The sequence below is a fragment of the Chryseobacterium sp. genome, assembly GCF_041914225.1.
GTDB lineage: Bacteria > Bacteroidota > Bacteroidia > Flavobacteriales > Weeksellaceae > Chryseobacterium.
The window spans coordinates 154,349-180,047 of the sequence record NZ_JAYSDT010000001.1; the positions used below are offsets into that span (position 1 = coordinate 154,349).

Here is a 25,699-nt window from a genome sequence, read left to right on the forward strand (position 1 = left end):
AAGTTTCTGCATCTATACTCATATAACTCCTGACTATGGAACGAGAATTATTATTGGAATGTCAGCGTAGCGACCGCAATGCACAGCGGAAAGTTTACGAGAAAATGGCAGGCAGACTTTACGCAGTCTGCAGACGCTATCTGAAAAATGATGAAGATATAGAAGAAGTATTGGCAGATACGTTCTACAAAATCTTCACGAAAATCACCCAGCTTTAGAATCCCGATACTTTTGAAGCCTGGGCGAGAAAAATTGCGGTGAACGAATGTCTGCAGAAATTAAGATCCAATAAGGAGCTTTTGATTTCCCTGGAAGAAAATTTTATGGATCATTCTGAAGGTACTGCAGAAAACCTTTCTCTGGAAAAAGATATTTTAAGTTTACTCAACTTTCTCCCTGAAGGCTGCAGAGCAATTTTTAATCTTTTTGCTATTGAGGGATATCCTCATAAGGAAATAGCAGCTATGCTTTCCATTAGTGAGGGAACCTCAAAATCCCAGCTCAATTTTGCGCGGAAAAAACTGCAGGAACTTTTAGGAAATCAAAACATTTAAACTTTTACAACAATGGAAAATAATCATATAGATCAACAATTCAATGAAGCGTCCAGGCTTTCAGAGGAACCAACAGTTTTTCCTGGTTTTGAAAAAGTATGGGAAGAAATTGAAGAGAAGCTGGATAAAAAGCAAGAGAAAAAGAGAGTAATGCCTCTTTGGTTGCCTTATGGTATTGCGGCAAGTTTAGTGATTGGTATGGGAGCTTTTTATTTTATGAATAAAAAACAGGCTGTAGAACCTTTAAAACCAGTAATCGTAGAAAATACAGCTTCCAGAGGTCCGGTTAACAGAACAGATATTATAAAAATAGACAGCACAATAAAAAATAATATCAAAAAAGAAGATTTACCTTTATCTGTACCTGTTCCCATAGCATATCAACCTTCATCAGTTGTGGGACCAGATCCATATAAAATGCATCCGAATTGTAATATACCGACAGTAGATGCTCCTGACAGAATAACATCTTTACCACAAATATACAATGATACTTTAAAGACAAAAAGTATTGAAGAAGTTGTTGTGATGGGATATTCAAAAACAGTTAAGAGTGAAATCACGTCATTTTCAACGGCTATGATTGCTTCTACAGATAAAATTCCCGTGCATGCTCCAATGGCTGTCTCTTCATTAGCTGGAAGGGTTGCCGGGATAGAAGTGTCAACCGGAATTAAAAAACGTGATGAAGTAGTAATCAGAGGAGCAAAAAGTGTAGATAGCCGTTCTGCGAACCCTTTATATATTGTAGACGGAATTGTATTAGGTAGGGAATCTGAGTTTTTAAATATCCTGGACTCCAAAAAAATAAAAGAATTAAAAGTACTGAAAGGACTTGAAGCTACTGCTTTGTATGGAAGCAAAGCCAATAACGGAGTTGTTGTAATTACTACCAAAGGGTTATCTGATGCAGAAATGGAAAAGCTCAAGAAAATTTCCTCAGAGAGTACGGCGAAAAGACTAAAAGAAACTGAAGAACCTGAAAATGCACTTCCGAAAGCAGGTCAGCTGACAGCAGGAGAGGTCAATGATTTCTCTAAGTGGGAGTATTGGAAAGATATTGCCGTTCCTGCGCTGGATCAGTATAAAAATACATGGAAATTCTTTCCGGATAAAAGAGTCTCTGTTCAGTTGGTCAATAGAGACAGAAGACCTGTAACAGGTGAAAAAGTAAAACTGCTGGATGATAAGAAAAATATTGTCTGGGAAGCAGTTTCAGATAACCTGGGCAATGTAGAATTATGGATATCGCCAATGAATGATGAAAGCCAGGATTCAGGCAAATATTATTTATCTGATGGTTCAGGGCAGATCATCAGCAGTAATCTCAGATCCTTTAAAAATGGACAAAACTTAATTATTCTGGATAAACCATGTCTGCAGAAACAGATATTGGATCTTGCTTTCGTAGTGGATGCTACCGGTTCTATGGGCGATGAGATTTCTTATCTTCAGTCTGAACTTCTGGATGTGCTGAAAAAAGTTGAAGGACATCTTAAAAATACAACAGTAAGGTACGGATCGGTTTTTTACAGAGATCTGGGGGATGAATATGTGACCCGGAAATTCGATTTTTCAGAAAAAGCGGAAGACCTTGTTGGATTTATTAAAAAACAGAAGGCCGGAGGTGGCGGAGATACACCGGAAGCTGTTGCAGAAGCACTGAAAGTTTCTGTTGACGAGCTGAAATGGAGCCATGAAAACTCAACCAAAATAATGTTTTTAATTCTGGATGCACCGCCACACCATTCGGAGCAGAATATAAAGGATTTGTATAGTACCATAAAGACTGCAGCAAAAAAAGGGATTACAATTATTCCACTGACTGCCAGTGGTACTGATAAGCAGACGGAATACCTGATGCGGACATTTGCTTTACTCACCAATGGTACCTATACTTTCCTTACGGATGACAGCGGGATTGGAAACAGCCATATCAAGCCGACTGTAGATTCTTATGAGGTTGAAAAGCTGAATGATTTATTATTAAGATTAATTCTTCAAAGAGCCGTTTTACCGGAATGTGGGACAGGAATTTCAAACGACCATATCAATAAAAAAATGGAGAAAGAAATTGACAGCAATATTGATAGTAAGACGGTGATATTTCCGAACCCGACAAAAGGACTGCTGCAGATAAAAACAAAGAAACCAATTGAAGAACTTTTTGTGTATGATCTTGCCGGAAAAATTATTATGAGGAAAGAAAAGCTGCCCGAGGGTACAAACACAATTGATTTAACTTCTTATCCTCAAGGGATTTATCTTGTACGTGTTCATACTAACGATCTGTGGGAAACATTTAAGGTCATTAAAAATTAACCCTCTTGAAAAAAGAAATTTCCACGGAAATTTCTTTTTTCATATTTTTAAGCATACTAATAACTGATGAAAAAGAATTATTTGCTGTTATTGCCGTTTACAGTTACTCTATTACAGGCACAAAATTCACAACTCTATTACTTTGGAAAATTTTTGACAGCTAAAAATAAAGAGCAGAATTTTTTAAAGGTTTATAATAAAAACAGTGGTATTTATGAACTGACTGATGAAAAAGGACTGGCCATTATTGCAGCCAAACCTTATGATACGCTTGTCTGGAATCAGGGTAAGAATACTCATGTTATTTCTACCTATGAACTCAGGGAATTGAAAGCTATTTTAGAAAATCAGACAGAAAAGAAAAGAGTAGAAAATGTTTACAGTAAAGACTATGACAGTCTCATTTCAAAGGAAACTAAAGATGATTTCAGTATTGAAAAAAATAAGAATCATTTAAGTAAAAGCTCACATTCTTATTTTGACCGGATAAGAAAATTAGAGCAAAAAAATGACAGCATTTACATTCTGAAAAAGCTTAACCAGAGAACATTACTGTTGAATGGAAGCTTTACGACCTCTTTTGATATAAAAAACAGGAATGCTGTTCCGGCAACTCAAACCAGATATGTGCAGGGAAGATCAGAAAATGGAAACCTTGTTTGGAAAGGCCCTGAAACCAATGAAATGTTCAGTTTTGGACCGGATATTTCAACGCTGGGATTTAATGGGCTACCTTATGAATACGATCAGAACGGAAAACTGATCCCATGGATTGATGGGCGGCAGCATGCAAAAAGATATGATAACAACCTTTTTAAAACAACGGTAGGATACAACAATCAGCTGAATGTAAATGCTTTTATAAAAGAGGGATACAACGAAAAGATCAGGCTTTCACTGAATCTTGGTCAGCAGAAAAACCAGATGTATTTTATAGATCAGTTTGATATTGCCAACACTTTCAAAGCAAAGCTGAATACAGAACTGGGGGGATATTACATCAATCTTGCATTTAATTATGAAGAAGATAAAGCAACCAACACCAATAGAATAGGACTATTCAACAGGGTATACCAGAATTCATTGCTGACTCCTGTTTCTTTTTCCAATGAACAAGATACTTTTCTGAATAATGGCTCACAAAGAAGTTACAGCAAATATGCAGACAACCCGTCTTTCCTTTTTCAACAGGACAGTAAGTACCATTATCAGAACCGTGAAAGGCAGTTTAGTCTCAATGCAGCAAAAAACTGGAATAACTTTAAACTGAATGTCAGCCAGTCCTATGAAAGTAACAACATCCGGAATCTTGATCAGTATAAACCTTCTGCTTATGGGTTCAGCAACGGAATACAAAATGAAAGGATTCAAAACAACAGTTCATATCATTCCAATATCCTGGGTTCTTATACTTTGGGTAACTATGATTTTAAAAATACCTTCAGCCTGAATTTTATCTTAAATGATAAAAAATCTGATGTTTATAACAGCCTGATCAATCGCAAGTACTTCTACCAGAGAACTTCACAGGATCATATTTTTAATTATAATATGGAAATCCGTGATTATGATTTTGAAGCAGGCTTTAATCTTGGAAATTCATTTTATATATCCAATACTTCCTTTAAAAATAATTATTGGCTTCCAAAGGCTAACTTCTATCTGAAGTTTAATGACATCTTCGATTGGAATAATCACAATTTCAAATTATTGGGAAGTTACACACAGTTGAGCTCAGAACCGGAAATGACAAGGTCATATGCCTCTTATGCCACTACATTGCTGAATGCAGAAAATTATAATCAATACTTTCCTGTGCAGGAAGTAGAAAGCTTCAAAGGTTTATCCAATATCAACACCAAAGAATGGAAAGCTGGAGCCAGGCTGAATCTCGGATATTATATAAGTTTTGACGGCGAATATTTCAACAGAAAAAGCACAGGCGATATATTTCCTGTTTTCGAAAACAATCAGTTGAGATTGAAAAATATTGCAGACCATACCTACAGCGGATACGAATTCAATTTTGCCTATGATAGATTGCGACTTGGATATGACGCGTATACAACCAATAAAGTTTCATTTTTCAAATATAAGGACATTGTAGATCGCATCGCTCCCGGATATCAGAATATGGCCGTTTCCGGTTTCAAAGACATTTACAAAACACTGGTGGAAGGACAGGCTTTGGGAGTTGTCATGGGAAGTTACTTTGAAAGAAATGCAGCCGGACAACTGATCATTGATGAGTTCGGATACCCAAAAAAAGCAGATGGAATGAAAATTATAGCAGATCCTACACCGGATTTTGTGATGAAGTTCAATCATAGTCTTGCTTATAAAAACCTGTCTCTGGATATCAATTGGGAATGGAAAAAAGGAGGGCAGCTCTGGAATGGAACGCAGGCTGTTCTCGATTATTACGGACGTTCTTACGAATCGGGAGAAGAAAGAAATAGTAAGAATTATGTATTCCAGGGGGTGCATTCCAATGGAAGTGTTAATCAGATTCCTGTAGATTTTTATGACCCGAACCGGAATGTTCAGGAAAACAGATGGTCAAGGTATGGTTATCTGGGGGTAGGGGAAAATTATGTTCAAAAGGCAGATTATATAAGAATCAGCAATATTTCGCTCTCATCCACTTTCCCTGTTAACTACGGGAAGCAGAATCTTAAACTGACCTTTTACGTAAATAATATAATGCTTTGGCAGGCCAGTAAAGGATCAGATCCCAATCAGAATTTTTATGATATGGATAACGGGAGAGGACTGGATTTTTTCAACCTTCCTTTAAAACCTTCGGATGTATTGTTTCATTTAAATTTTAACTCATGAATCTCAAGTTTATATTTACCTATATCATGTTGGGGCTGTTATTATCGACCTTTTCTCTGAAGGCGCAGCAGTCATTCCAGGATTTTGAAAAAGAAAAAACGTACATTCAGACCAACCATGTTTTTTATAAGCCTGGTGACGAAATGTATTTTAAAATATACGTGGTAAAAGGAACCAGTAACCTTCCGGTGGAGGAAAACAGAGTGGTTAATTTTGAAATCATTGATCCGGCAGGAAGTGTTGTGCAAAAATTAAAATATGAAATTACCAATGGCTATGCACAGGGCTATTTCTATTTTTCTGAAGATATGAAAGGCGGAATCTACAAGATCAGGACTTTTACCAACTGGATGCAGAATGAAGAAGGGAAAAATGCCTTTGAGAAAGAAATTACCCTTCAGAAAATTGTATCTCCCAGAATTCTGATGAAACTGGATTTTCCTAAAAAAGGATATGGACCTGGAGACGAGGTAACCGCCGATTTTTCAATGAGAAGTCTGAGTAACCTTCCAATTCCTTTTTATGAAGCAGATTATACGGTAATGCACAACGGGGAAACTGTTTCCGGGGGAAAATTTATTACTGATAAAGAAGGGAAAAAACTTTTGACATTTAAACTTCCGGAGACATTGAAATCTTCTGATGCTCTTTTGAATATTAAAGTCAGTTTTGATGGATTTACAGAATCCATTTCCAGGAATATTCCAATTGTTTTGAACAATCTGGATGTGAAATTTATGCCTGAAGGCGGTACTTTTATCAATGGAATAGAACAGAATATCGCTTTTAAAATCCTTGATGAATTTGAAAAACCTGTAGATGCCGTACTGGTTATTTACAATCAGAATCATGAAAAAATAAAGGAAATCTCAGCCTATAATTTCGGAATGGGAAGTTTTCGTTTTACTCCTGAAAAGGGAGAAAATTATTACGCAAAAGTAGTAAAGCCTGAAAATATTGCCCAGACTTTTAATTTTCCGTTGGCAAAGGATGAAGGATTGATTTTAAATATTAAAAATGAAAACAAAAAACTGATCTTTTCTCTCATTTCAACACAGGAAAAAACGATTACCCTGAAAGGAAGTTTCCGTGGAAAAGAAGTGTATTCCAAAGTTATTCCGTTGAAAAATGGAAACAACCCACTGGAAATTCCTGAGAAAGACTTTCCGGCAGGAATCTGCAGATTTACCGTTCAGGAAAATAATATTCCTCTTGCAGAACGTATTGTTTTTACCAATAAAGAAAATCAGCTGAATATAAAGGTTAAGCCTGTAAAACAGCATTATCTGCCAAGAGAAAAAGTAATCCTGGAGATTGAAACCACGGATGACAATAATAAACCTGTTCCGGCTAATCTTGGAGTAAGCGTAGTAGATGATAAGCTATGGACTTATGCTGATGACAAACAGAATCATATTGTTTCCTGGCTTCTGATGGATTCTGAGCTGAAAGGAAAAATTGAAAAACCACAGTTTTATTTCGATAAAAAAGAAGAAAAAGCGGATAAAAGTTTAGATCTTGTGATGCTGACAAACGGCTACCGTTATTTTGAACTCATCCCGGAAGTTCTGAAAACCAATAAATACAAATACCTTCCTGAGAAGAAAAATACAATCTATGGAGTAGTGGAAGATCAAAATAAAAACCCTGTGAAAGCTGATGTTTTTCTTTTGAATACCGACAACAGAAAAATTCTCAAACAGACTGTTGCAGAAAACGGAAAGTTCTATTTTTCAGATTTAAATGCAGATGATTCATATAAAATCATTGCTAAATCTTTTCAGCCTAAGCATCAGGTTAAAATCAGGATTTTGTCTTATAATCTGGACATTAATCCTTTAGTAAAACAAAAAATGTCTCATATAGATGTGGAAGAAATTGTAAAGGAAGCTGAAAAAAAAGAGGAAATAAAGACTGAAAATAAAAATAATACCCAAACATTGAATAAACCGGGACGTTCAAGATCTGATACCATTCAGAATAAAAGAATTGAAGAGGTTGTTGTAGTAGGCTACAATATGAACAAAGAGAAAGCAGCGGTTGCTTCCACAACTATAGCCTCTTCTATGGAAATTCAGAATCCCAACGTAACTTCTTTATTGAATGGAAAAGTTGCAGGAATCGTTATAACACCTTCTACACAGCAGGGAGCGGGTGAACAGATCAATATCAGGGGGACAGCCTCTATTGCCAATAAAAATCCTTTATTCATCGTAGATGGCGTCCCTGTAGAAAATTTCAATACCACCATCAACCCGAATGATATCAACAGTATAACCGTTCTCAAAGATGCTGCTGCCACTGCTATTTATGGAAGCAGGGCTGCAAATGGAGTCATCATTGTAAACTCCGGTAAAAACAGCAGCTCAAAGATCAGTTTTGATATCACTCCGGAATCTTATTTTGCCATACAGGCTGTCCCGTACGGAAAACTTATCTCATACGCTCCATCGAGGGCGTTTGCCTATCCTGAATACAAAACTACCAATACCTCGTACCGTTATGATTACAGGGAAGTACTTTACTGGAACCCGGTAGTGGAAACCGATAAAAACGGAAAGGCAAAAGTGGAATTTTATAACTCAGATGCCAGTTCCACGTTTAGAATTATGACAGAAGGTATTGCTGCATCAGGACTTGCCGGAAGGGATGAAACAACCTATGCGGCGCAGAGCCTTATTTCAATAGATGCCAAAATTCCTCAGTATCTGACAAGAACCGATCAGATGATAATTCCTGTTGTTCTTAAAAATAATTCTTCAGAAACCAGAAAAATGACCATGGACGTTATTGTTCCCAATCATGTCAAACTGATGCATTCTGACAGCTTGATTACCTTAAAGCCATTGGAGTCAGGTAGATTATTTGTTAAAATACAGACTGATGAAATTGTGGATTCCAATATCCAGTTCAGCATAAGATCCGGAGATTTCAGGGAGACGATGATCCTACCGTTTAAAGTAGAAGAAAAAAGGATTCCCACATCAATTTTCCATTATCAATAATAAAACAGAAGATATAAAAATCAATATTCCGGAATATATCAACGGAAGTCTGTTTTCCTCATATTATGTATTTGAAAATGCTGCTTTACAGATGTTTGACAATCTGGAACAACTGAAGAAAGAACCTTACGGATGTTTTGAGCAGCTTTCCTCAACGGTATATCCTAATATTTTTATCCTGGATTATTTAAAGTCGGGTAGAAAGATCGACACATCTACGGAAAATCTGGTGGTTAAAAATATGAAAAAAGGTTTCCAGAAAATGCTGAGCTATAAAAATAAAGACGGTGGCTTCGGATATTTCAGCAGTGAAGAATCAGATGTGGCAGTTTCAGCATTTGCCTTATTGGAGTTTACAGATTTAAAGAAATATGTCAATACGGATGCTAAGCTTATTCAGGGGCTGTCCTCATTTATTTTATCTAAAAAAACTGGAAACGGATTATTTGAGGTGAGAAAAGGGTATGAACTAAAAAAGGAGTATTCTGAGTATTTCTGGGCCAGAAATATGTATGTTGTATATGCTTTAGCCAGACTGGGTTTTAAAAACGAGATTGAAGACTCTTTTAAAGTGATGATGAAAAAAGCCCTGGCTACAAAAGATTCCTATCAGCTGGCTTTGCTGGCCAATGCAGCTGCTCATCTCGGAAAACAGAAAGAATATGATGGTCTGATGAAAATTCTGGACCAGCAGTATGAAACAAAGAATGTAAAATGCGACATCACCTTTACAGGCTCATGGTGGGGAAGGTCTGCTGAAGCGGAAACACTTTCCTTATACATCATGGCACTTCAGAAAGATGAAAACCTTAATCAGTTGAAAATTGCAGAGGCAGCAGATCAGCTTATTAATTTCAATGGATATTACGGGTTCGGCTCTACTCAGGCAACGACATTAGCCGTGCAGGCACTGTCAGATTTTTTGTCTGAAAATGAAAAATTATACGGAACAGAAAAGCCGGTAATAAAGATTAATCAGGCACAAGCTTCAACGATGATGAGCCTTTCTTCAGCATTTAAATCCGGAGAAAATACAATCGGTGTTCATTATCCAACGCAAAAAGGGCTTCCTTATAAACTCGAATATCAGTATCATACCCTTCAGGCTCCGGAAAGCAAAGATATTCCTCTTATTATGGAGACAAAACTAAAATCAGGAATCTCAAAAGTAGGAGAGACCAACAGACTGACTGTCACCGTTAAAAATAAAATCAATGGCCAGCTGCCAATGACTATAGCGAAGATCGGTATTCCCGCAGGACTGACATTACAAAATGCTTTGCTGAAAGACCTGATTGATAAAAAACAGATTTCCTATTATGAAATCTTTGATAATTATCTGGTGCTGTACTGGGAACATTTCAAAGCAGAAGAAACAAAAACCATCAATCTTGATCTCAAAGTAGAATTTGCAGGAACATATACAGGAAAATCAAGCAATGTATATCTGTATTATATACCGGAAGCCAAATACTGGAACCAGGGAATTACAGCAAGTATTGAACCTTAATTTGTAATAAGCTAAAACAGGCATCTTCAGGAATGTCTGTTTTATTTTAAAATTAATTTTCAAAAATTATTGAAAATTCAAAAAATATAATTACATTTGTTACAGGAATTTAAAAAACAGACAAAATGCAGCTTTCAGAAGCCAAAGAAAAATACATCCAAACCTGGGGAACCTTTGCTACCAATTGGGGAATCAACCGTACGATGGCACAGGTGCACGCATTGCTTTTGGCGAGCAACAGACCACTTTCTACTGATGAGGTGATGGAACAGCTGGAAATTTCAAGAGGAAATGCCAATATGAACCTTCGCGGCCTGATTGATTGGGGAATTGTGAAAAAGGAACTGATAAAAGGAGACAGAAAAGAATATTTCGTTGCAGAAAAAGATGTCTGGTACCTGTTCAAACAGATTGTCAAAGAGCGCAGAAAAAGGGAAATAGAACCTGTAATCTCTTTTCTTGAAGAATTAAAGAATATTGAGGATAAAGATTCGGAAGAAGCTCAGGAATTCATCAAGCTGATGAATGACTTCAGTTCGGTAACCGGGAAAATCAACAATATTATGGATCTGGCCATCAAGAGTGATGATCACTGGCTGGTAGGAAAGATTACCAATCTGTTGAAATAGAAAATGGAAAGAGGATGAAAATCCTTTTTTATTTCAATTTAATTTTCAAAAATTACTGAAAATATAAAATTTATAAGATGTTCAATATTGATTCATATATACTATTCCTAAGCATCTGCTCATATATAACGATTGATGTAGGAAGAAGATGTTACCATGAAGGGAAGGTCTATCTGAAATATCTGCTTCATGATGAAGGTCTTTGCCTCACGATTAACAGGATACTTCTCGGCTGTTATTACTTATTGAATTTAGGTTATATCGCCATTAATCTTACAATCTGGAACAAAATAAACAGTTTGGAAGAAATGATAAGTATTACCGCAATGAGAGTTGGAAGTATCGTTTTAATCCTCTGTGTATTGCATTATATGAACATTTTCGTGCTTTACTTTTTAAGAAATAAATTAACATTAAAATAATATCATTATGGCAACTACAGTTTTAACCGAAACGTATAATTTTTCAGCGTACATGATCTATTTACCAATCGTAATTACGCTTACGGTTTTGGTATCCCAGTTTTTATTTAAGAATTCGAAAACATTCATGATTGATATTTTTCATCAGAAAACGGATATCGCAATGGCTACCAATTCACTCTTTAAAATAGGTTTTTATCTTTTAAACATTGGTTTTGCTTTATGCATCATAGAGTTCTTTCAAATTGAAACCGTGGAAAGGCTTGTTGTAGCTCTGAGTAAAAAAATCGGAGGATTTTCAATTTATTTAGGCATAATGATGCTCCTGAATCTGTTATTATTTCTAAAAGGACGTAAACATGCTTTGAATAAAGAAAAATTAGCAATTGATAAAACTACAGCTTTTAAAGATAATTAGTTTTTTATTTGACACATTATTTCAAAAATTACTGAAAGTATAAAATTAATAATAATATGAAAAATCTAATCATTCATCTGTTCCTGGTTATTTATTTCACAAGAAAAGGATCATTATAAAGGATAGTAAATCTAACAATTGTAAAACCATTTGAAATGTCAATAATTTATTTAAACACCGTAATCAACGCAGATATTCATTATGTCTTTGATCTGGCAAGAAATATAGACCTGCATCAGCAGTCAACCTCAAAATCCCATGAAAAAGCAATTGCAGGCCGTACCTCAGGATTGATTGAAGAAAATGAAACCGTTACCTGGAGGGCAAAACATCTGGGCGTTTATCAAAATCTCACTACAAAAATTGTCAGCATGGAAAAACCGTTTCAGTTCATTGATGTCATGCAGAAAGGTGCTTTCAAATCTATGCGGTACCGGCATATTTTTAAATCTGTAAACGGAAAAACGCTGATGACAGATATTTTTGAATTTGAATCTCCATTAGGTATCATTGGGAAATTATTCAATATCATTTTTCTCAGAGGCTATCTCAAGAAATTTCTGATTCAAAGAAATGAAATGATCAAAACTATTGCAGAATCTTCTATCCATGACGGAATTGCAGTTTTTTAATCCTAAAAATTACACTTATGAACTTTTTAAAAGCAGAATGGCGAAAACTGGCCATCATCAATTATGAGATCAGTCCTGAAATTTTGCTCCCATACCTTCCAAAAGGAACAGAGTTAGATTTTTATAAAGGCAAATGCTATGTAAGTCTTGTAGGATTTATGTTTTTAAATACTAAGCTTTTGGAGCTGCCAATTCCTTTTCATCGGAATTTTGAAGAGGTAAATTTAAGATTTTATGTAAAGAAAAAAGAAAAAAGAACCTGGAAAAGGGGCTTGGTATTTATTAAAGAAATTGTTCCCAGACCGGCATTAAGCTTTGTAGCTAATACTATTTACAAAGAAAATTATCATACCATGCCGATGAAAAACCTGATTCATCAAAAAGAAGATGAGCTGCTGATCCGGTATTCATGGAAAGATAAAAACTGGCATTCCATTCAGATTATAGCAGAAAATACACCGAAACCTATGGAAGAAAACTCAGAATTTGAATTTATCACGGAAAATTATTTTGGCTTTACGAAAAAGGGAAATACCACTTCCGAATATGAAGTATACCATCCGAAATGGGACTACTATGCTATAAAAGATCACCAGTTGGACATTGATTTTCAAAAAAATTACGGAAATGATTTTGAATGCCTGAATCACCAGAATCCTATTTCTGTCATGCTAGCAGAAGGCTCAGAAGTTCAAGTTAAGACCAAAAAATATGTCAGCTAAAAATCTTTGGGGCAAAAAAACAATCCTCAATAATCTGTGAAAATCTGCGTCATCTGTGGGAAAAACTAACCACAAAAGTCACAAAAGTTTTTAAAATCTTCGATTTTTATAAGTGTAAAAAACATTTAAATATACACATCTGTGAAATCTGTGGTTAAAACCTTAAACATTGAATCCTAAACTTTAAACTTTAAAAACAATGAAAATAATCATAGCCGGCGGTACCGGATTTCTCGGTGAAAACCTAGAAAAATACTTTACAGAAAAAGGATATCAGGTATATATTCTGACCCGTAATCCAAAACGTAACAATGAAATCTATTGGGATGCCCAAACCATAGGAGAATGGAAAAACAGTCTTGAAAAAGCAGAGGTTCTGATCAATCTTACAGGAAAATCTGTGGATTGCCGGTATCATGAGAAAAATAAAAAAGAAATCTACTCCTCGAGAATTGACAGTACAAGAATATTACAGAAAGCAGTGGATCAATGCTCTGAAAAGCCAAAAATATGGTTGAATGCAAGTTCTGCAACCATTTATGTTCATTCCGAAAAGCATCTGAACACGGAAGAAGACGGAGTTATCGGAGACGATTTTTCAATGAATATCTGCAAAAGCTGGGAAAAAGAATTCTTTGCTGTTCAAAATAACGAAATACGAAAAGTGGCTTTGCGAACTTCTATTGTTCTTGGAAATAACGGGGGAGCTTTTCCTAAATTGAAAATGATTACAAAGCTCGGATTAGGGGGAAAACAAGGCAGGGGAAACCAAATGGTAAGCTGGATTCATATTGAAGATTTCTGTAAAGCCGTAGACTGGATTATTCAACATGAAAATATTTCAGGAGCTGTCAATATCACTGCTCCGGCTCCATTATCGAATGAAATCATGATGAAAAAACTGAGAAAAGAACTGAAAGCACCTTTTGGACTCAACGCTCCCGTCTGGCAGCTGGAAATTGCGTCCATATTCCTGAAAACAGAAACCGAACTGCTGTTAAAAAGCAGAAACGTTTACCCGGAAAGACTCATACAAAGCGGATTTCAGTTTTCCTATCCAGGATTTGACGAAGCTATTATTAATCTTCTGGAATCCTAATGTTTGCGGGTGTCCCAAAGGATAATTAAATTAGCGGAAAACTATTCCATATGCTGGTGATCCCCAAAATAAAACCCTTTTTTCTTTCATCCTTTTTAATAAGTTCAATCGTATTTTCACAAGCCCATAATGTATCCGAAGGATATCAGAAACCCACAGATCCGTTGGTTGCCCAGAACCTGGACCAATGGCAGGATATGAAATTCGGGTTGTTTATGCATTGGGGAACCTACAGCCAGTGGGGAATTGTTGAAAGCTGGAGCTTATGCCCGGAAGATGAATCATGGACTCAGAGAAAACTCGAACACGGGAAATCTTACTACGAATATGTAAAAAATTATGAAAATCTTCAGACGACTTTCAATCCTGTTCAGTTTAACCCTCAAAAATGGGCTGATGCTGTAAAAAAAGCTGGAATGAAGTACGTAGTTTTTACTACCAAGCATCACGACGGTTTTGCAATGTTTGATACCCGTCAGTCGGATTATAAAATTACTTCTCCTAAAACCCCGTTTTCAAAAAATCCAAAATCGGATGTGACGAAAGAAATTTTCAACACATTCCGCAAAGAAGGATTTAAAATAGGGGCCTATTTCTCAAAACCTGACTGGCATTCTGATGATTACTGGTGGTCTTATTTTCCGCCAAAAGACAGGAATGTCAATTATGATCCGAAGAAATATCCGGAAAGATGGGAAAGCTTTAAAAAATTTACTTTCAATCAGTTAAATGAAATTACCTCCAATTACGGGAAAATTGATATTCTTTGGCTTGATGGAGGCTGGGTGCGCCCTTTCAACACCATAGATCCGAAAGTAGAATGGCAGCGTACCATCAAAGTAGAGCAGGATATTGATATGGACAAAATAGGAACCATGGCGAGAAAAAATCAGCCTGGAATTATCATTGTTGACCGTACCGTTCCCGGCAAATGGGAAAACTATGTGACTCCCGAGCAGGCGGTTCCGGAACACGCACTTTCCATTCCATGGGAAAGCTGTATCACTATGGGAGATTCCTTTTCCTACGTTCCCAATGATAACTATAAAACCTCTCAGAAGATTATTGAAACCCTGGTGAAGATCATTTCAAGAGGAGGAAACTACCTGATGAACATTGCTCCCGGGCCTAACGGAGATTATGATGCTATTGTCTATGAAAGATTACAGCAGATATCCGGCTGGATGGATAAGAATGGATCAGCTGTTTTTGCAACCAGAAGCATTGCACCTTATCACGAAGGAAATTATTATTATACCCAAAGCAAAGACCATCATACGGTGAATGTCTTTCATCTTGATGAAAAATCAGAATACCAGGCTCCGGCTGTACTTACTTTTACCATTCCGGAAAACTTTAAGCCCAAATCCTTGAAAGTCCTGGGTATTTCATCAAAAATTCAGTGGAAAAAAGCAGGAACAAACACCATTGAAATCAAATTACCTGAAGAAAGGAAGAATCTGAAATATGCAACCGTAATTCAAATTGCACAATAATGAAAGTCCTTAGCTTTAAACTTACGGGAATTGCTTTATTGCTGAATGTTGTTATTGTTTCCGCTCAGAAACCTTTATATAAAGATTCCAGACAACCCATTGAAGCCAGGGTGCAGGATTTGCTGAAGAGAATGACACCTGAAGAAAAGTTCTGGCAGTGTTTCATGATTCCCGGGGATTTGGATAATGTTCCTAAAGAACAATATGCTCACGGGATTTTTGGATTACAGGTGAGTGCCGGAAACCAGGGAGGCGGGGCAGCCGGTCAGCTGCTGAAATACAATGCCAATGAAGACGCAGAGAGACTGGCAAAGAAAATCAATGCGATTCAGAAATACTTCGTGGAAGAATCAAGACTGGGCATCCCAGTTATTCCTTTTGATGAAGCATTACATGGATTGGTAAGGGAAGGTGCCACAGCTTTTCCACAGGCAATTGGTCTGGCCGCCACTTTTAACCCGGAACTGATGAGTAAAGTTTCAGCAGCTATTGCAAAGGAATCAAAATTAAGAGGAATCCGCCAGATTCTGACACCGGTAGTGAACCTTGCTAACGATGTACGATGGGGCAGGACAGAGGAAACCTATGGTGAAGACCCTTTTTTAACATCGGTGATGGGAGTAAACTTCGTCAGCGCTTTTGAAAATATGGGAATTATTACCACTCCCAAACACTTTTTGGCCAATGTAGGGGAAGGAGGAAGAGATTCATATCCTGTCCATTGGAGCAAAAGATACCTGGAGGAGACCCATTTGATCCCTTTTCATAATGCTTTTACAAAAGGGAAAAGCCGTTCTGTCATGACTTCCTATAATTTGCTTGACGGAAGACCTTCAACAGCCAATCACTGGCTTCTGACAGAAAAACTGAAAAAAGACTGGAATTTCAAAGGCTTTGTAATCAGTGATGCAAGTGCCGTGGGAGGAGCAAACGTCCTGCATTTTACAGCTAAAGATTATGATGATGCCTCTGCACAGGCAATTAATGCCGGACTTGACGTGATCTTTCAGACAGAATATAAACATTATAAGCTTTTTATTCCTCCGTTTCTGGATGGAAGGATCTCAAAAGAAAGAATAGACGATGCCGTTTCAAGAGTGCTGAGAGCCAAGTTTGAGCTCGGTTTGTTTGAAAACCCTTATGTTTCACCTAAAGATATTGAAGAATTAAAAAGACTTAACCACAAACCCTTAGCAGAAAAAACAGCTGCAGAGTCTTTTGTATTGCTTCAGAACAATAACCAGACACTTCCTGTTCCTGAAAATATAAAAAAGATTCTGGTAGTGGGAACTGATGCTGTGGAAGCAAGATTAGGCGGATATTCAGGGCCGGGAAATAAAAAAGTAAGTATTCTGGATGGTCTTAAAAATTATGTAAAAGATTTTACTACAGTTCCTGATCAATATTTATCATCTGAAAACAAAAAAGGATTAAAAGGAATATATTTTTCCAACACAGATTTAAAAGGTGAGCCTGCTTTTGAAAAACAGGACGAACAGTTCAGCTTCAAATGGACCTTATATTCTCCCGATCCTGAAAAACTTCAACCCGATCATTACAGCATCCGCTGGACCGGAAAACTGGAGGCTCCGGATTCCGGGAAATACCGGCTCGGATTGCGTGGAAATGACGGTTTCAGACTATATCTGGATGGAAAACTGGTTATTGATCAGTGGGAAAAACTGAGCTATTCCACAAAAACGGTCGGGGTAGATTTTGTAAAAGGGAAAAAATACGATATTACAATTGAGTTCCATGAAAACCGTGGTGAAGCCAGTCTTGAGCTGATCTGGAATTATGGGCAGCATGATTATCAGAAAGAATTTAAAGAAGCGTTACATCTTGCCCAGAAAGCAGATTATATTATTGTTACAGCCGGAATTCATGAAGGGGAATTTCAGGACCGTTCATCTCTGGGGCTACCCGGAAACCAGGAAGCATTCATTCATGAAGTTTCAAAATTAAATAAGCCAACCACAGTACTTCTGGTAGGAGGATCAGCCATAAAAACAACAGCATGGAAAGACAAAGTAGGTGCCATCCTGGATATCTGGTATCCGGGGGAAGAAGGTGGAAATGCTGTTGCAAAAACACTCTTCGGAGCTGAGAATCCATCCGGAAAATTGCCGGTTACTTTCCCGGTGGAAGAGGGGCAGCTGCCTTTGTCCTACAATCATCACCCAACGGGAAGAGGAAATGATTATTACGATCTGAGCGGTGAACCGTTATATCCTTTTGGGTTCGGGCTAAGCTATACCACTTTTGAAATCTCTGATTTGCAGTTGGATAAGACCCGTTATTCGGAAAATGAAACAATAATTGCTAAAGTAAATGTGAGAAACACGGGAACAAAAGCCGGAAGTGAAGTTGTTCAGCTCTACGTCAAAGACCTGTTGGCAAGTGTTTCTAGGCCGGTTATTGAGCTTAAGGGATTTCAGAAAATAGAATTGCAGCCGGGAGAATCAAAATCCGTCACCATTGAAGTTCCTGTGAAGCAGCTGCAGTTTCTGAATGAAAAGATGGAATGGATAGTAGAAAAAGGCACCTACAGAATTATGGTGGGAAATTCATCTAAGAACCTTCCTTTAAAACAAAATATTGAAATTTTATAACAATAAAAAAGAGCAGGAATTCCTGCTCTTTCTGTATATATTCCTGAATTAGTCTAGTATTTTCTGGCCAGTAACACGTTCAGTAAGAATGTTCCTGCCCAGTTACTGTTATTGGTAGTGGCCCCATTCGTACCAATAAAGTCTACACGGGCAACAGATACGGTAAGCCTGGTTTTACCACCTGTACCATTATTGGCCAGACTTACAAAAGATGCTGTAAATACATCCGGGAAACTTGAGTTATTTCCTGCAGTAAGAATAGGATACATATTGGTAACATTGAAAGGGGTACCCTGGTATTCATACACAAGGGTCATTCTGCTGGCATTGGAGTAGACAGCAGTTTGGGCTCTGTCCACAGATGTTTTACTCACGATCCACCATCTGTCTGTTGCAGCACCTGAATCATAGCTTGTATTCGTATGATTGGTCCAGTCTGCAATAGCTGCTGTTCCGAGTGCATGAGGAGGAATAAAGAGCTGTGTACCGTAAATTTCCACATTGCTTGGCTTGGGAAGAACCGTAAAAGATAAATCCCATGTTCCCCCTGAAGTATTGCTGTTGTTCACCACTTCAGCATAAGCTCCGGTAGGGATTACAAAAGAAGCAACAGGAGTGTTGTCAATCCTTAATGTATTACCGCTTGATGCCTGAAGCGTAATATTATTAGGCGAAATGTTTTTAATCTTATAAATTCTCCCTGTAAAACTTGTTGTACCAGTTCCGATGACGGGAAGTGTAAAAGTGGCATCAGCGGTTCCGTTATAAGTAATGTAATGATCAGTAGCCAGAATAGAATAGGTTGTGGCAGTGGTCTGGGTATAGCCGGCCCTTAATGAGCCATTGACGGGCAGTGTACTGTTGGGAGTGATGGTATTAATACCTACTTATGCAGTTAAGGGAAGCGCTGCAAATAAAAGGATCGAGATGTATTTTTTCATGTCTTAGATATTTGGTTCATAACAAAAATATAAAAAAAAATAGCTAAAAAATCAACAGAGACAGAATAAATTACATATTTTTCGTTAAATCCCTTCCTGGTGATAGGAGTTACTTGTAGAAATTCATTAAATCAGCCTGCATGGTACCTCCAGATCTTCCGTAAGATAATAGCTGCAGCACAGGCGGTGATAACCATCTGCAATGATCAGTTCATTTTGTCCTCTGACTAGTAATATTGGCGAAAGTTTTTTATTTTTTTCTACTTTTTTTAGATTTTCTTTCACATGGATATTGGTTTCAGGAAGAAGAGAAAGCTTACTGGCTCTTAAAATATCTTTCGATTTTTTGATAATGGTAGGAGCTGTTTTTAATTTTTCAACCATCTTTTGTGCATCATCCGGCTTGAATAGAAGTTCCAGATAATCCTGTGCCGCCGGGAAATCATGCTCCTCCGGTTCCTTCAGCCATATCGTATTTTTGGCCATATTGCTTTTTTTCACAGTTTTCATAAGTGCTTAATTAAGATAAATAAATGTATGAAAAATAGACGGTTATCAGCGTATTTAATTTCAAAATGAATCATCCGTTTGATACAGATTTTTGATTTCTTTTAAAAAATATTGGTATGATATATGCAAGATTTCTGATGAACCGGAATGAATTTAATTAACACTTTGAATTAATTGAAATCATTCAAAAATATGAACATTATGAAAAAGTTATTAATTTCAACAGTATTGTTACTAGGTTTATCTATGAATGTTTCAGCGCAAAAACATCCGCCAGTTCCTCCACATCCTTCAAAAAGTGAGCTGGTAAATATTAAAATGCAGGAACTTACCAAAAAATACAACACAGAGAAAAAACTGATCCTGAACCATCCGCTGGCTACCAAACGGATGAAGCGAGATCAGCTGAAAGCTTTAAATGAAAGATATGCGGCTGAGAAACGATTACTTAGACTGGCGAAATAACATAAAAATTTTGCAGTTATTCAAATAGGAAAAGACGTTTTTTATATTTTGAACTTTGAGAAGTTTTTAATGTAAGATAAAATTTATTGAAAGAGAATGCGGTATGTGTTCTCTTTCTTTGTTTAAAATCAAATGAAAACAGCTTTATTGATGCATTTTAAGATCAGGCTGCAGAAACATGAAACATCCAATATTTTTCCTTAAATTCGCATAAAAATTTTTAAAGTAATGAATTACGATATTATTGTCATTGGAAGTGGTCCTGGTGGATATGTTACTGCGATCAGAGCAGCGCAATTAGGTTTCAAAACCGCAATTATCGAGAAAGAAAATTTAGGAGGAATCTGCCTTAACTGGGGATGTATTCCAACTAAAGCTTTATTGAAATCTGCTCAGGTTTTTCATTATATCAACCATGCTGAAGATTATGGTTTGAATAAAGTGGAGGCAAGCTTTGAATTCCCTAACGTGATTCAGAGAAGCCGTGGTGTTGCCAGCAAAATGAGCAAAGGGATCGAATTCTTAATGAAAAAGAATAAGATTGACGTAATTCTTGGTACTGCAAAAGTACAGAAAGGTAAAAAAGTTTCTGTTACAGATAAAGAAGGTAAAGTAACTGAGTATTCAGCCAACCACATTATCATCGCTACAGGAGCCCGTTCAAGAGAATTGCCAAACTTACCGCAGGATGGTAAAAAAGTAATCGGATACAGACAGGCATTATCTCTTCCTGAGCAGCCAAAATCTATGATTGTTGTAGGTTCAGGAGCTATCGGGGTAGAATTTGCTGACTTCTATAATACAATGGGAACTAAAGTTACTATTGTTGAATTTATGCCAAACATTGTACCTGTAGAAGATGAAGAAATCTCTAAGCACTTAGAGAAATCTCTGAAAAAATCAGGTATTGAAATCATGACAAACGCTTCAGTAGAAAGTGTTGATACAACTGGTGAAGGAGTAAAAGCTAACGTAAAAACAGCTAACGGAAATATCACTCTTGAAGCTGATATCCTGTTATCTGCTGTAGGTATTGCTGCGAACATCGAGAATATCGGATTGGAAGAAGTAGGTATCCAGACAGATAAAGGAAGAGTATTGGTAAACGAATGGTATGAAACATCAGTACCTGGTTACTATGCGATCGGAGACCTTATCCCGACTCAAGCGCTAGCTCACGTTGCTTCTGCGGAAGGTATCACTTGCGTTGAGAAAATCAAAGGACTGCATGTAGAAAAAATTGACTATGGCAATATTCCTGGATGTACATACTGCCACCCTGAAGTAGCTTCTGTAGGTCTTACTGAAAAGCAGGCTAAAGAAAAAGGATACGAAATCAAAGTAGGTAAATTCCCTCTTTCTGCAAGCGGTAAAGCTACTGCTAACGGAAATACAGACGGATTTGTCAAAGTGATTTTCGACGCTAAATACGGTGAGTGGTTAGGATGCCACATGATCGGAGATGGAGTAACAGATATGGTTGCTGAAGCTGTTGTAGCAAGAAAATTAGAAACTACAGGGCACGAGATTATCAAATCTATCCACCCGCACCCAACAGTTTCTGAAGCAATTATGGAAGCTGCTGCTGCTGCTTACGGTGAAGTGATCCACATTTAATCTGAAAAGATAGAAATCTATATAAAAAAAGCCCGGAGAAATTCGGGCTTTTTCGTTTTCAAGAATCTGTAAGAGATATTTATTTACTGTATTGGAACTGCTGAGATCATGTTTTCTCCCCAATTTGATCCTCCAAGACGGTCTAAATAAACAGAAGATGATGGAGTTCCTATCACTTCTGAATTTCCTACTATAAGCCAGTAGGTTTTGCTCGTCCCTGAATTATTGTTGATAAGAAGCTGCCCATTGGCAATATTATATTTCAGTGCCCCTGAAGGAACAGGCCCTTGTAGCATACCACTTACTTTATCAGCACTTCCCTGAATATCCGGGCTTTTATCAGTAAAAAACTGAGAATCTGAAAATGTAGACCTGAACCATACATAATCATCAGAATCTAATACAGAATTGTTATTATTTAAGGATAATAAATTAACAGTAACAAGCCATTTTCCTGGAGGAAGAACAATATTAGAACCTGTTTGATGATAATTGTAATCATAAGAAAAAGGAAGATTATATCCGTTTCCCATAGTTCCTACTACAAGCTCTAAACTTTGTTTTTTCCATGTGCCTACACCATTTTCATCTGATGTGAGTACTTTATTTTTAGCCTGCAGTCCATCATTTATTTTAATTCCAGGGATCGGTGACGCAGAAGTTCCTGAAGTAGAAATATCCACTTTTACAGCAGGTGAAAGTATCCCAAAACCTACATTTCCTGTTTCTGAAACAATAAAATCATCTGATAATTGAGCTGATGATGGAAGTATGGATGTCGGGTTATTTTTTCCTCCGTCTACATGGAAGGTGCCAAGAGGATTTGCAGTATTTATCCCTACCTGGCCAAAAATAAAAGTATTCACAAAAATAAAGGAAGCAACGAAATGTTCCATTTTCAATAATGTCATGTGTTTTTTGTTAGTTTGATTAAGCGCAGCAAAATTAAAAGAGCATTATTAATTAAGCAATGAACAAATGTTAATAAATCTGCCTTTTGATTCTACTTAAAGCCTGAGGGGTAATTCCCAGATAAGAAGCTATATATTTTTGGGGAATCTGTTTGATTAAAATAGGATTTTCTTTAAATAAATTCTGATATCTGTCTTTTGCAGAATATCTTAGAAAGGAGTAGAGTCTTTGAGACCGTTCCAGAAACATATTCTGATGGGCAATTCTTCCAATGCGTTCTGCATTTTCTGTTTTTTTGTAAATGTCCTGAAGATCCTGATAAGTAAACCGATAAAGCAATACATTTGTCAATGTTTCAATCCCATATACAGAAGGTGTTCTGGTAATAAAGGACTCGTCAGCACACACAAACTTTTTTTCAAACATAAAATCATACGTAATATCTGTTTCTTTATTTTCCTCCGTTGGGATAAAGAACCTTAATACTCCTTTTGATAAGAGCGAAAGATGATCTTCCTGGTCACCGGGGTGTAGAATAATTTCCTTTTTTTTAAACTCCTGAATAAACATTTTAGAAGCTATTATTTCCCAATCTTCATAGGTGATGCCAAAATGATTTTGTAAGTATAAATAAATTTCATCCATAGATGCTGTTATAGATTTGATTATAAATGGTATTCTTACATGGTTATTGTTTTTTTATATATCAGAACTTTACAGCAAATATGAACAATTAATCCATGACAAATATTAAAATAATTTTAAAATCAGCATATTTATAAAAATTAACCTGATTATTTCAGGTCGTTTTCTTACATTTATTCTATGAATTTTGAAAGAGTAGGACTTGTTTTATCAGGCGGCGGTACCAAAGGAATCGCTCATGCAGGTGTATTAAAATTCTTACAGGAAAAAGGAATTGAAGTTGATATCCTTTCCTGCTGCAGTGCAGGCTCTATTGTGGGATGCCTTCATGCAATAGGTAAAAGTCCGGAGGAAATCCTGGAATTTTTCAATTCCGTCTATTTTTTCAACTGGAAACACTTTACATTCAACCAGCCGGGACTGGTTTCTTCAGTGATCTTCAGAAATTACCTGAAACCTATTTTCCATGATATGAAATTGGGAGATCTGGATATAGAAGTGAAAATTGTAGCAACAGAACTCGTTGCCGGAACCCTGAAAATTTTTGATCAGGATTTTGAAATTGTTGATGCTATTATTGCTTCCTGTTCCATCCCGGGTATAACCACACCTTACATTATTGGTGATGAAATGTACTGTGACGGAGGTGTCCTGAACAATTTTCCTGCAGATATCATCAGGGACGATTGTGATAAGCTGATTGGCGTATTTGTATCCCCACCCAATGAAGCAAAGATTAAAGATCTGAACTCCATTAAGGCTATCGTTTCCCGTTCCTATGACCTTCTTTCCTATAGAATAGAAAAAATAAAGTTTGATTATTGTGACTGGTTTATTTCTTCTCAGAAATTAGCGGCTTACGGAACTTTTGAACGTAGAAAAGACAGGCTTGAAGAGATTTTTAACATCGGTTACAAAGCTGCAAAAGAAAGTTATGAAGAAAGCAACTTTTTTACAGAATTAAAACAATCCGGAACATAAAAAATCCTGTATCAATACAGGATTTTTATTTTATCAAAGGTGAATTTGAGTAAACAGGCTATAATAACTTCCAGCTTCTATCCTCAAGCTTCCAGCCTTTATGTCTCCTAATTTTTAACCACATATCCGTCCTGACGTACAATTTCACGGTCGTTAGCATCATTTACAACCAATGTGTAAGGGGCTTTTTTCGGAGAATCCGTAAGGTAATTTCTCCAGACCTGGTAACTGTGTCCTTCATTGCTGAAGTTGATGTAATAATTTCCTCCCGTACCATCTGGAATCAGTTCTCCGTCACTGATGATCATACTTGGTTTTGCTGTAATCTTGGCATTGGCATTCCATGATTGGTAAAGGTACTTGTCGTTCGGCTGCTTGTCGATTCTGATTTTGAACTTTTTGGTTTTGATAATAACAGTCTTCGGAACCTGCTGAAAGGCAGAAAAAGTTATAAAACCAGCTGTTTTCGGATTGGGAACCTCTTTGGCATTAACGAAAGAAAACTGAGCTAAGCAGAAAGTTCCTAATAAAATATGCTTTATCATATTAAATGGTTATTGGTTAACATTTCAGATTCTATCAAATATGACGCCATTATGAAATCGGTCCGGAACTCAGTCCGGAACTTTATTTCAGAACTGCTGTATAGCTTGCAAACGCTTCTTCCAGGCTTTCAAATTTACCTTTGAACTCATCAATAGGGCAATCCTGAAGGATATTTCCTTTGTGAATAAGAATCACTCTGGAGCAAAGTGCCTCTACTTCCTGCATAATGTGGGTAGATAGTAAAACAGTCTTTTGCTGCCCGATTTCTTTTACCACATTGCGGATTTCAATGATCTGATTAGGATCCAGACCATTGGTAGGTTCATCCAGAATCAGTAAGTCCGGCTGGTGAATAATAGCCTGGGCAAGCCCTACACGCTGTTTGTATCCTTTAGACAGTTGTCCGATCTTCTTCGATTTTTCCGGGGTAATTCCTACCAGTTCAATAACCTCATTTACTCTGGATTCAGGGATTTTGTGAATGTTGGCCACAAACTGAAGATATTCTTTTACATACATTTCCAGATAAAGCGGGTTGTTTTCAGGAAGAAAGCCTATTTTCTTTTTGCTTTCAATCTCATTTTCAGAGATGTTCAGACCATTGAAAATGATTTCACCCTGGTCAATTTTCAGCGCACCGACAATAGATTTCATCAGGGTAGATTTTCCGGCACCATTCGGACCAAGAAGACCGATAATTTCATTTTTATCAATAGAAATGTTGATGTTGTCAAGAGCAGTCTGTTCACCAAATTTTTTGGTTAAATTGATTATCTGAAGCGGCATAATTTTTAATGTCTTTCTGCAAAAATAAAATAAAAAA

Annotated in this window: 20 protein-coding genes and 1 pseudogene; 15 read left to right on the top strand and 6 right to left on the bottom strand. The window is 36.8% G+C overall.

The window, feature by feature from the left end:
• The first annotated feature begins 35 nt into the window (after positions 1-35).
• The 12 genes and pseudogenes from ACE3RB_RS00685 to ACE3RB_RS00740 all read left to right on the top strand — a co-directional run bounded on the left by ACE3RB_RS00685 (position 36) and on the right by ACE3RB_RS00740 (position 18,259).
• Positions 36-554 (top strand): annotated as a pseudogene (locus tag ACE3RB_RS00685) (RNA polymerase sigma factor).
• Between the two features lie 12 nt (positions 555-566).
• A complete protein-coding gene (locus tag ACE3RB_RS00690) occupies positions 567-2,876 on the top strand; it encodes a T9SS type A sorting domain-containing protein (RefSeq protein ID WP_374462413.1) in 2,310 nt (769 codons plus the stop codon).
• Between the two features lie 66 nt (positions 2,877-2,942).
• Positions 2,943-5,714, top strand: a complete 2,772-nt coding sequence (locus tag ACE3RB_RS00695; protein WP_374462414.1) for a hypothetical protein — start codon at positions 2,943-2,945, stop codon at positions 5,712-5,714.
• Positions 5,711-8,719 (top strand): TonB-dependent receptor plug domain-containing protein, encoded by a 3,009-nt coding sequence (locus tag ACE3RB_RS00700; RefSeq protein WP_374462415.1) that lies wholly within the window; start codon positions 5,711-5,713, stop codon positions 8,717-8,719. The genes ACE3RB_RS00695 and ACE3RB_RS00700 overlap by 4 nt, the downstream gene beginning before the upstream one ends.
• Before the next feature lie 91 nt (positions 8,720-8,810).
• The gene (locus ACE3RB_RS00705) at positions 8,811-10,229 is read left to right on the top strand and encodes a hypothetical protein (protein ID WP_374462416.1); all 1,419 of its coding nucleotides are present in this window, start codon (positions 8,811-8,813) and stop codon (positions 10,227-10,229) included.
• Between the two features lie 125 nt (positions 10,230-10,354).
• Positions 10,355-10,858, top strand: a complete 504-nt coding sequence (locus ACE3RB_RS00710) for a GbsR/MarR family transcriptional regulator (RefSeq protein ID WP_374462418.1) — start codon at positions 10,355-10,357, stop codon at positions 10,856-10,858.
• 429 nt (positions 10,859-11,287) lie between these two features.
• The gene (locus tag ACE3RB_RS00715; protein ID WP_374462419.1) at positions 11,288-11,698 is read left to right on the top strand and encodes a hypothetical protein; all 411 of its coding nucleotides are present in this window, start codon (positions 11,288-11,290) and stop codon (positions 11,696-11,698) included.
• Between the two features lie 155 nt (positions 11,699-11,853).
• Complete coding sequence (locus ACE3RB_RS00720; RefSeq protein ID WP_374462420.1) at positions 11,854-12,330, top strand: cell division protein; 477 nt, start codon at positions 11,854-11,856, stop codon at positions 12,328-12,330.
• A 17-nt stretch (positions 12,331-12,347) separates the two neighbouring features.
• On the top strand, positions 12,348-13,052 hold the full coding sequence (locus ACE3RB_RS00725) for a YqjF family protein (RefSeq protein ID WP_374462421.1): 705 nt from the start codon (positions 12,348-12,350) through the stop codon (positions 13,050-13,052).
• Positions 13,053-13,251: 199 nt separating this feature from the next.
• Entirely contained in the window at positions 13,252-14,151 is a 900-nt protein-coding gene (locus tag ACE3RB_RS00730; RefSeq protein ID WP_374462422.1) for a TIGR01777 family oxidoreductase, read from the top strand.
• A gap of 50 nt (positions 14,152-14,201) precedes the next feature.
• The gene (locus ACE3RB_RS00735) at positions 14,202-15,647 is read left to right on the top strand and encodes an alpha-L-fucosidase (RefSeq protein ID WP_374462423.1); all 1,446 of its coding nucleotides are present in this window, start codon (positions 14,202-14,204) and stop codon (positions 15,645-15,647) included.
• Positions 15,647-18,259 (top strand): glycoside hydrolase family 3 N-terminal domain-containing protein, encoded by a 2,613-nt coding sequence (locus tag ACE3RB_RS00740; protein WP_374462424.1) that lies wholly within the window; start codon positions 15,647-15,649, stop codon positions 18,257-18,259. Before ACE3RB_RS00735 ends, ACE3RB_RS00740 begins: the two co-directional genes overlap by 1 nt.
• A 53-nt stretch (positions 18,260-18,312) precedes the next feature.
• On the opposite strand, the gene ACE3RB_RS00745 is transcribed toward ACE3RB_RS00740, so the two are convergent.
• Both ACE3RB_RS00745 and ACE3RB_RS00750 read right to left on the bottom strand, forming a co-directional pair.
• Entirely contained in the window at positions 18,313-18,828 is a 516-nt protein-coding gene (locus ACE3RB_RS00745) for a hypothetical protein (RefSeq protein WP_374462425.1), read from the bottom strand.
• Positions 18,829-19,326: 498 nt separating this feature from the next.
• Positions 19,327-19,710: a hypothetical protein gene (locus ACE3RB_RS00750; protein ID WP_374462426.1), complete on the bottom strand. Its 384-nt coding sequence runs from the start codon at positions 19,708-19,710 to the stop codon at positions 19,327-19,329.
• A gap of 201 nt (positions 19,711-19,911) precedes the next feature.
• On the opposite strand from ACE3RB_RS00750, the gene ACE3RB_RS00755 reads away from it, so the two are divergent.
• Positions 19,912-20,175, top strand: coding sequence for a hypothetical protein (locus tag ACE3RB_RS00755; RefSeq protein ID WP_374462427.1), 264 nt, complete (start codon positions 19,912-19,914; stop codon positions 20,173-20,175).
• A 228-nt stretch (positions 20,176-20,403) separates the two neighbouring features.
• On the top strand, positions 20,404-21,792 hold the full coding sequence (gene lpdA, locus ACE3RB_RS00760; protein WP_374462428.1) for a dihydrolipoyl dehydrogenase: 1,389 nt from the start codon (positions 20,404-20,406) through the stop codon (positions 21,790-21,792).
• 83 nt (positions 21,793-21,875) lie between these two features.
• Here lpdA and ACE3RB_RS00765 read toward each other — a convergent pair whose 3' ends face one another.
• On the bottom strand, positions 21,876-22,703 hold the full coding sequence (locus tag ACE3RB_RS00765) for a hypothetical protein (protein WP_374462429.1): 828 nt from the start codon (positions 22,701-22,703) through the stop codon (positions 21,876-21,878).
• Between the two features lie 70 nt (positions 22,704-22,773).
• The gene (locus ACE3RB_RS00770) at positions 22,774-23,349 is read right to left on the bottom strand and encodes a Crp/Fnr family transcriptional regulator (protein WP_374462430.1); all 576 of its coding nucleotides are present in this window, start codon (positions 23,347-23,349) and stop codon (positions 22,774-22,776) included.
• Between the two features lie 180 nt (positions 23,350-23,529).
• Here ACE3RB_RS00770 and ACE3RB_RS00775 point away from each other — a divergent pair, with 180 nt between their 5' ends.
• On the top strand, positions 23,530-24,330 hold the full coding sequence (locus tag ACE3RB_RS00775) for a patatin-like phospholipase family protein (RefSeq protein WP_374462431.1): 801 nt from the start codon (positions 23,530-23,532) through the stop codon (positions 24,328-24,330).
• Between the two features lie 107 nt (positions 24,331-24,437).
• On the opposite strand, the gene ACE3RB_RS00780 is transcribed toward ACE3RB_RS00775, so the two are convergent.
• On the bottom strand, positions 24,438-24,875 hold the full coding sequence (locus ACE3RB_RS00780) for a hypothetical protein (protein WP_374462432.1): 438 nt from the start codon (positions 24,873-24,875) through the stop codon (positions 24,438-24,440).
• A gap of 82 nt (positions 24,876-24,957) precedes the next feature.
• A complete protein-coding gene (locus ACE3RB_RS00785) occupies positions 24,958-25,662 on the bottom strand; it encodes an ATP-binding cassette domain-containing protein (protein WP_312287998.1) in 705 nt (234 codons plus the stop codon).
• Positions 25,663-25,699: the final 37 nt, after the last annotated feature.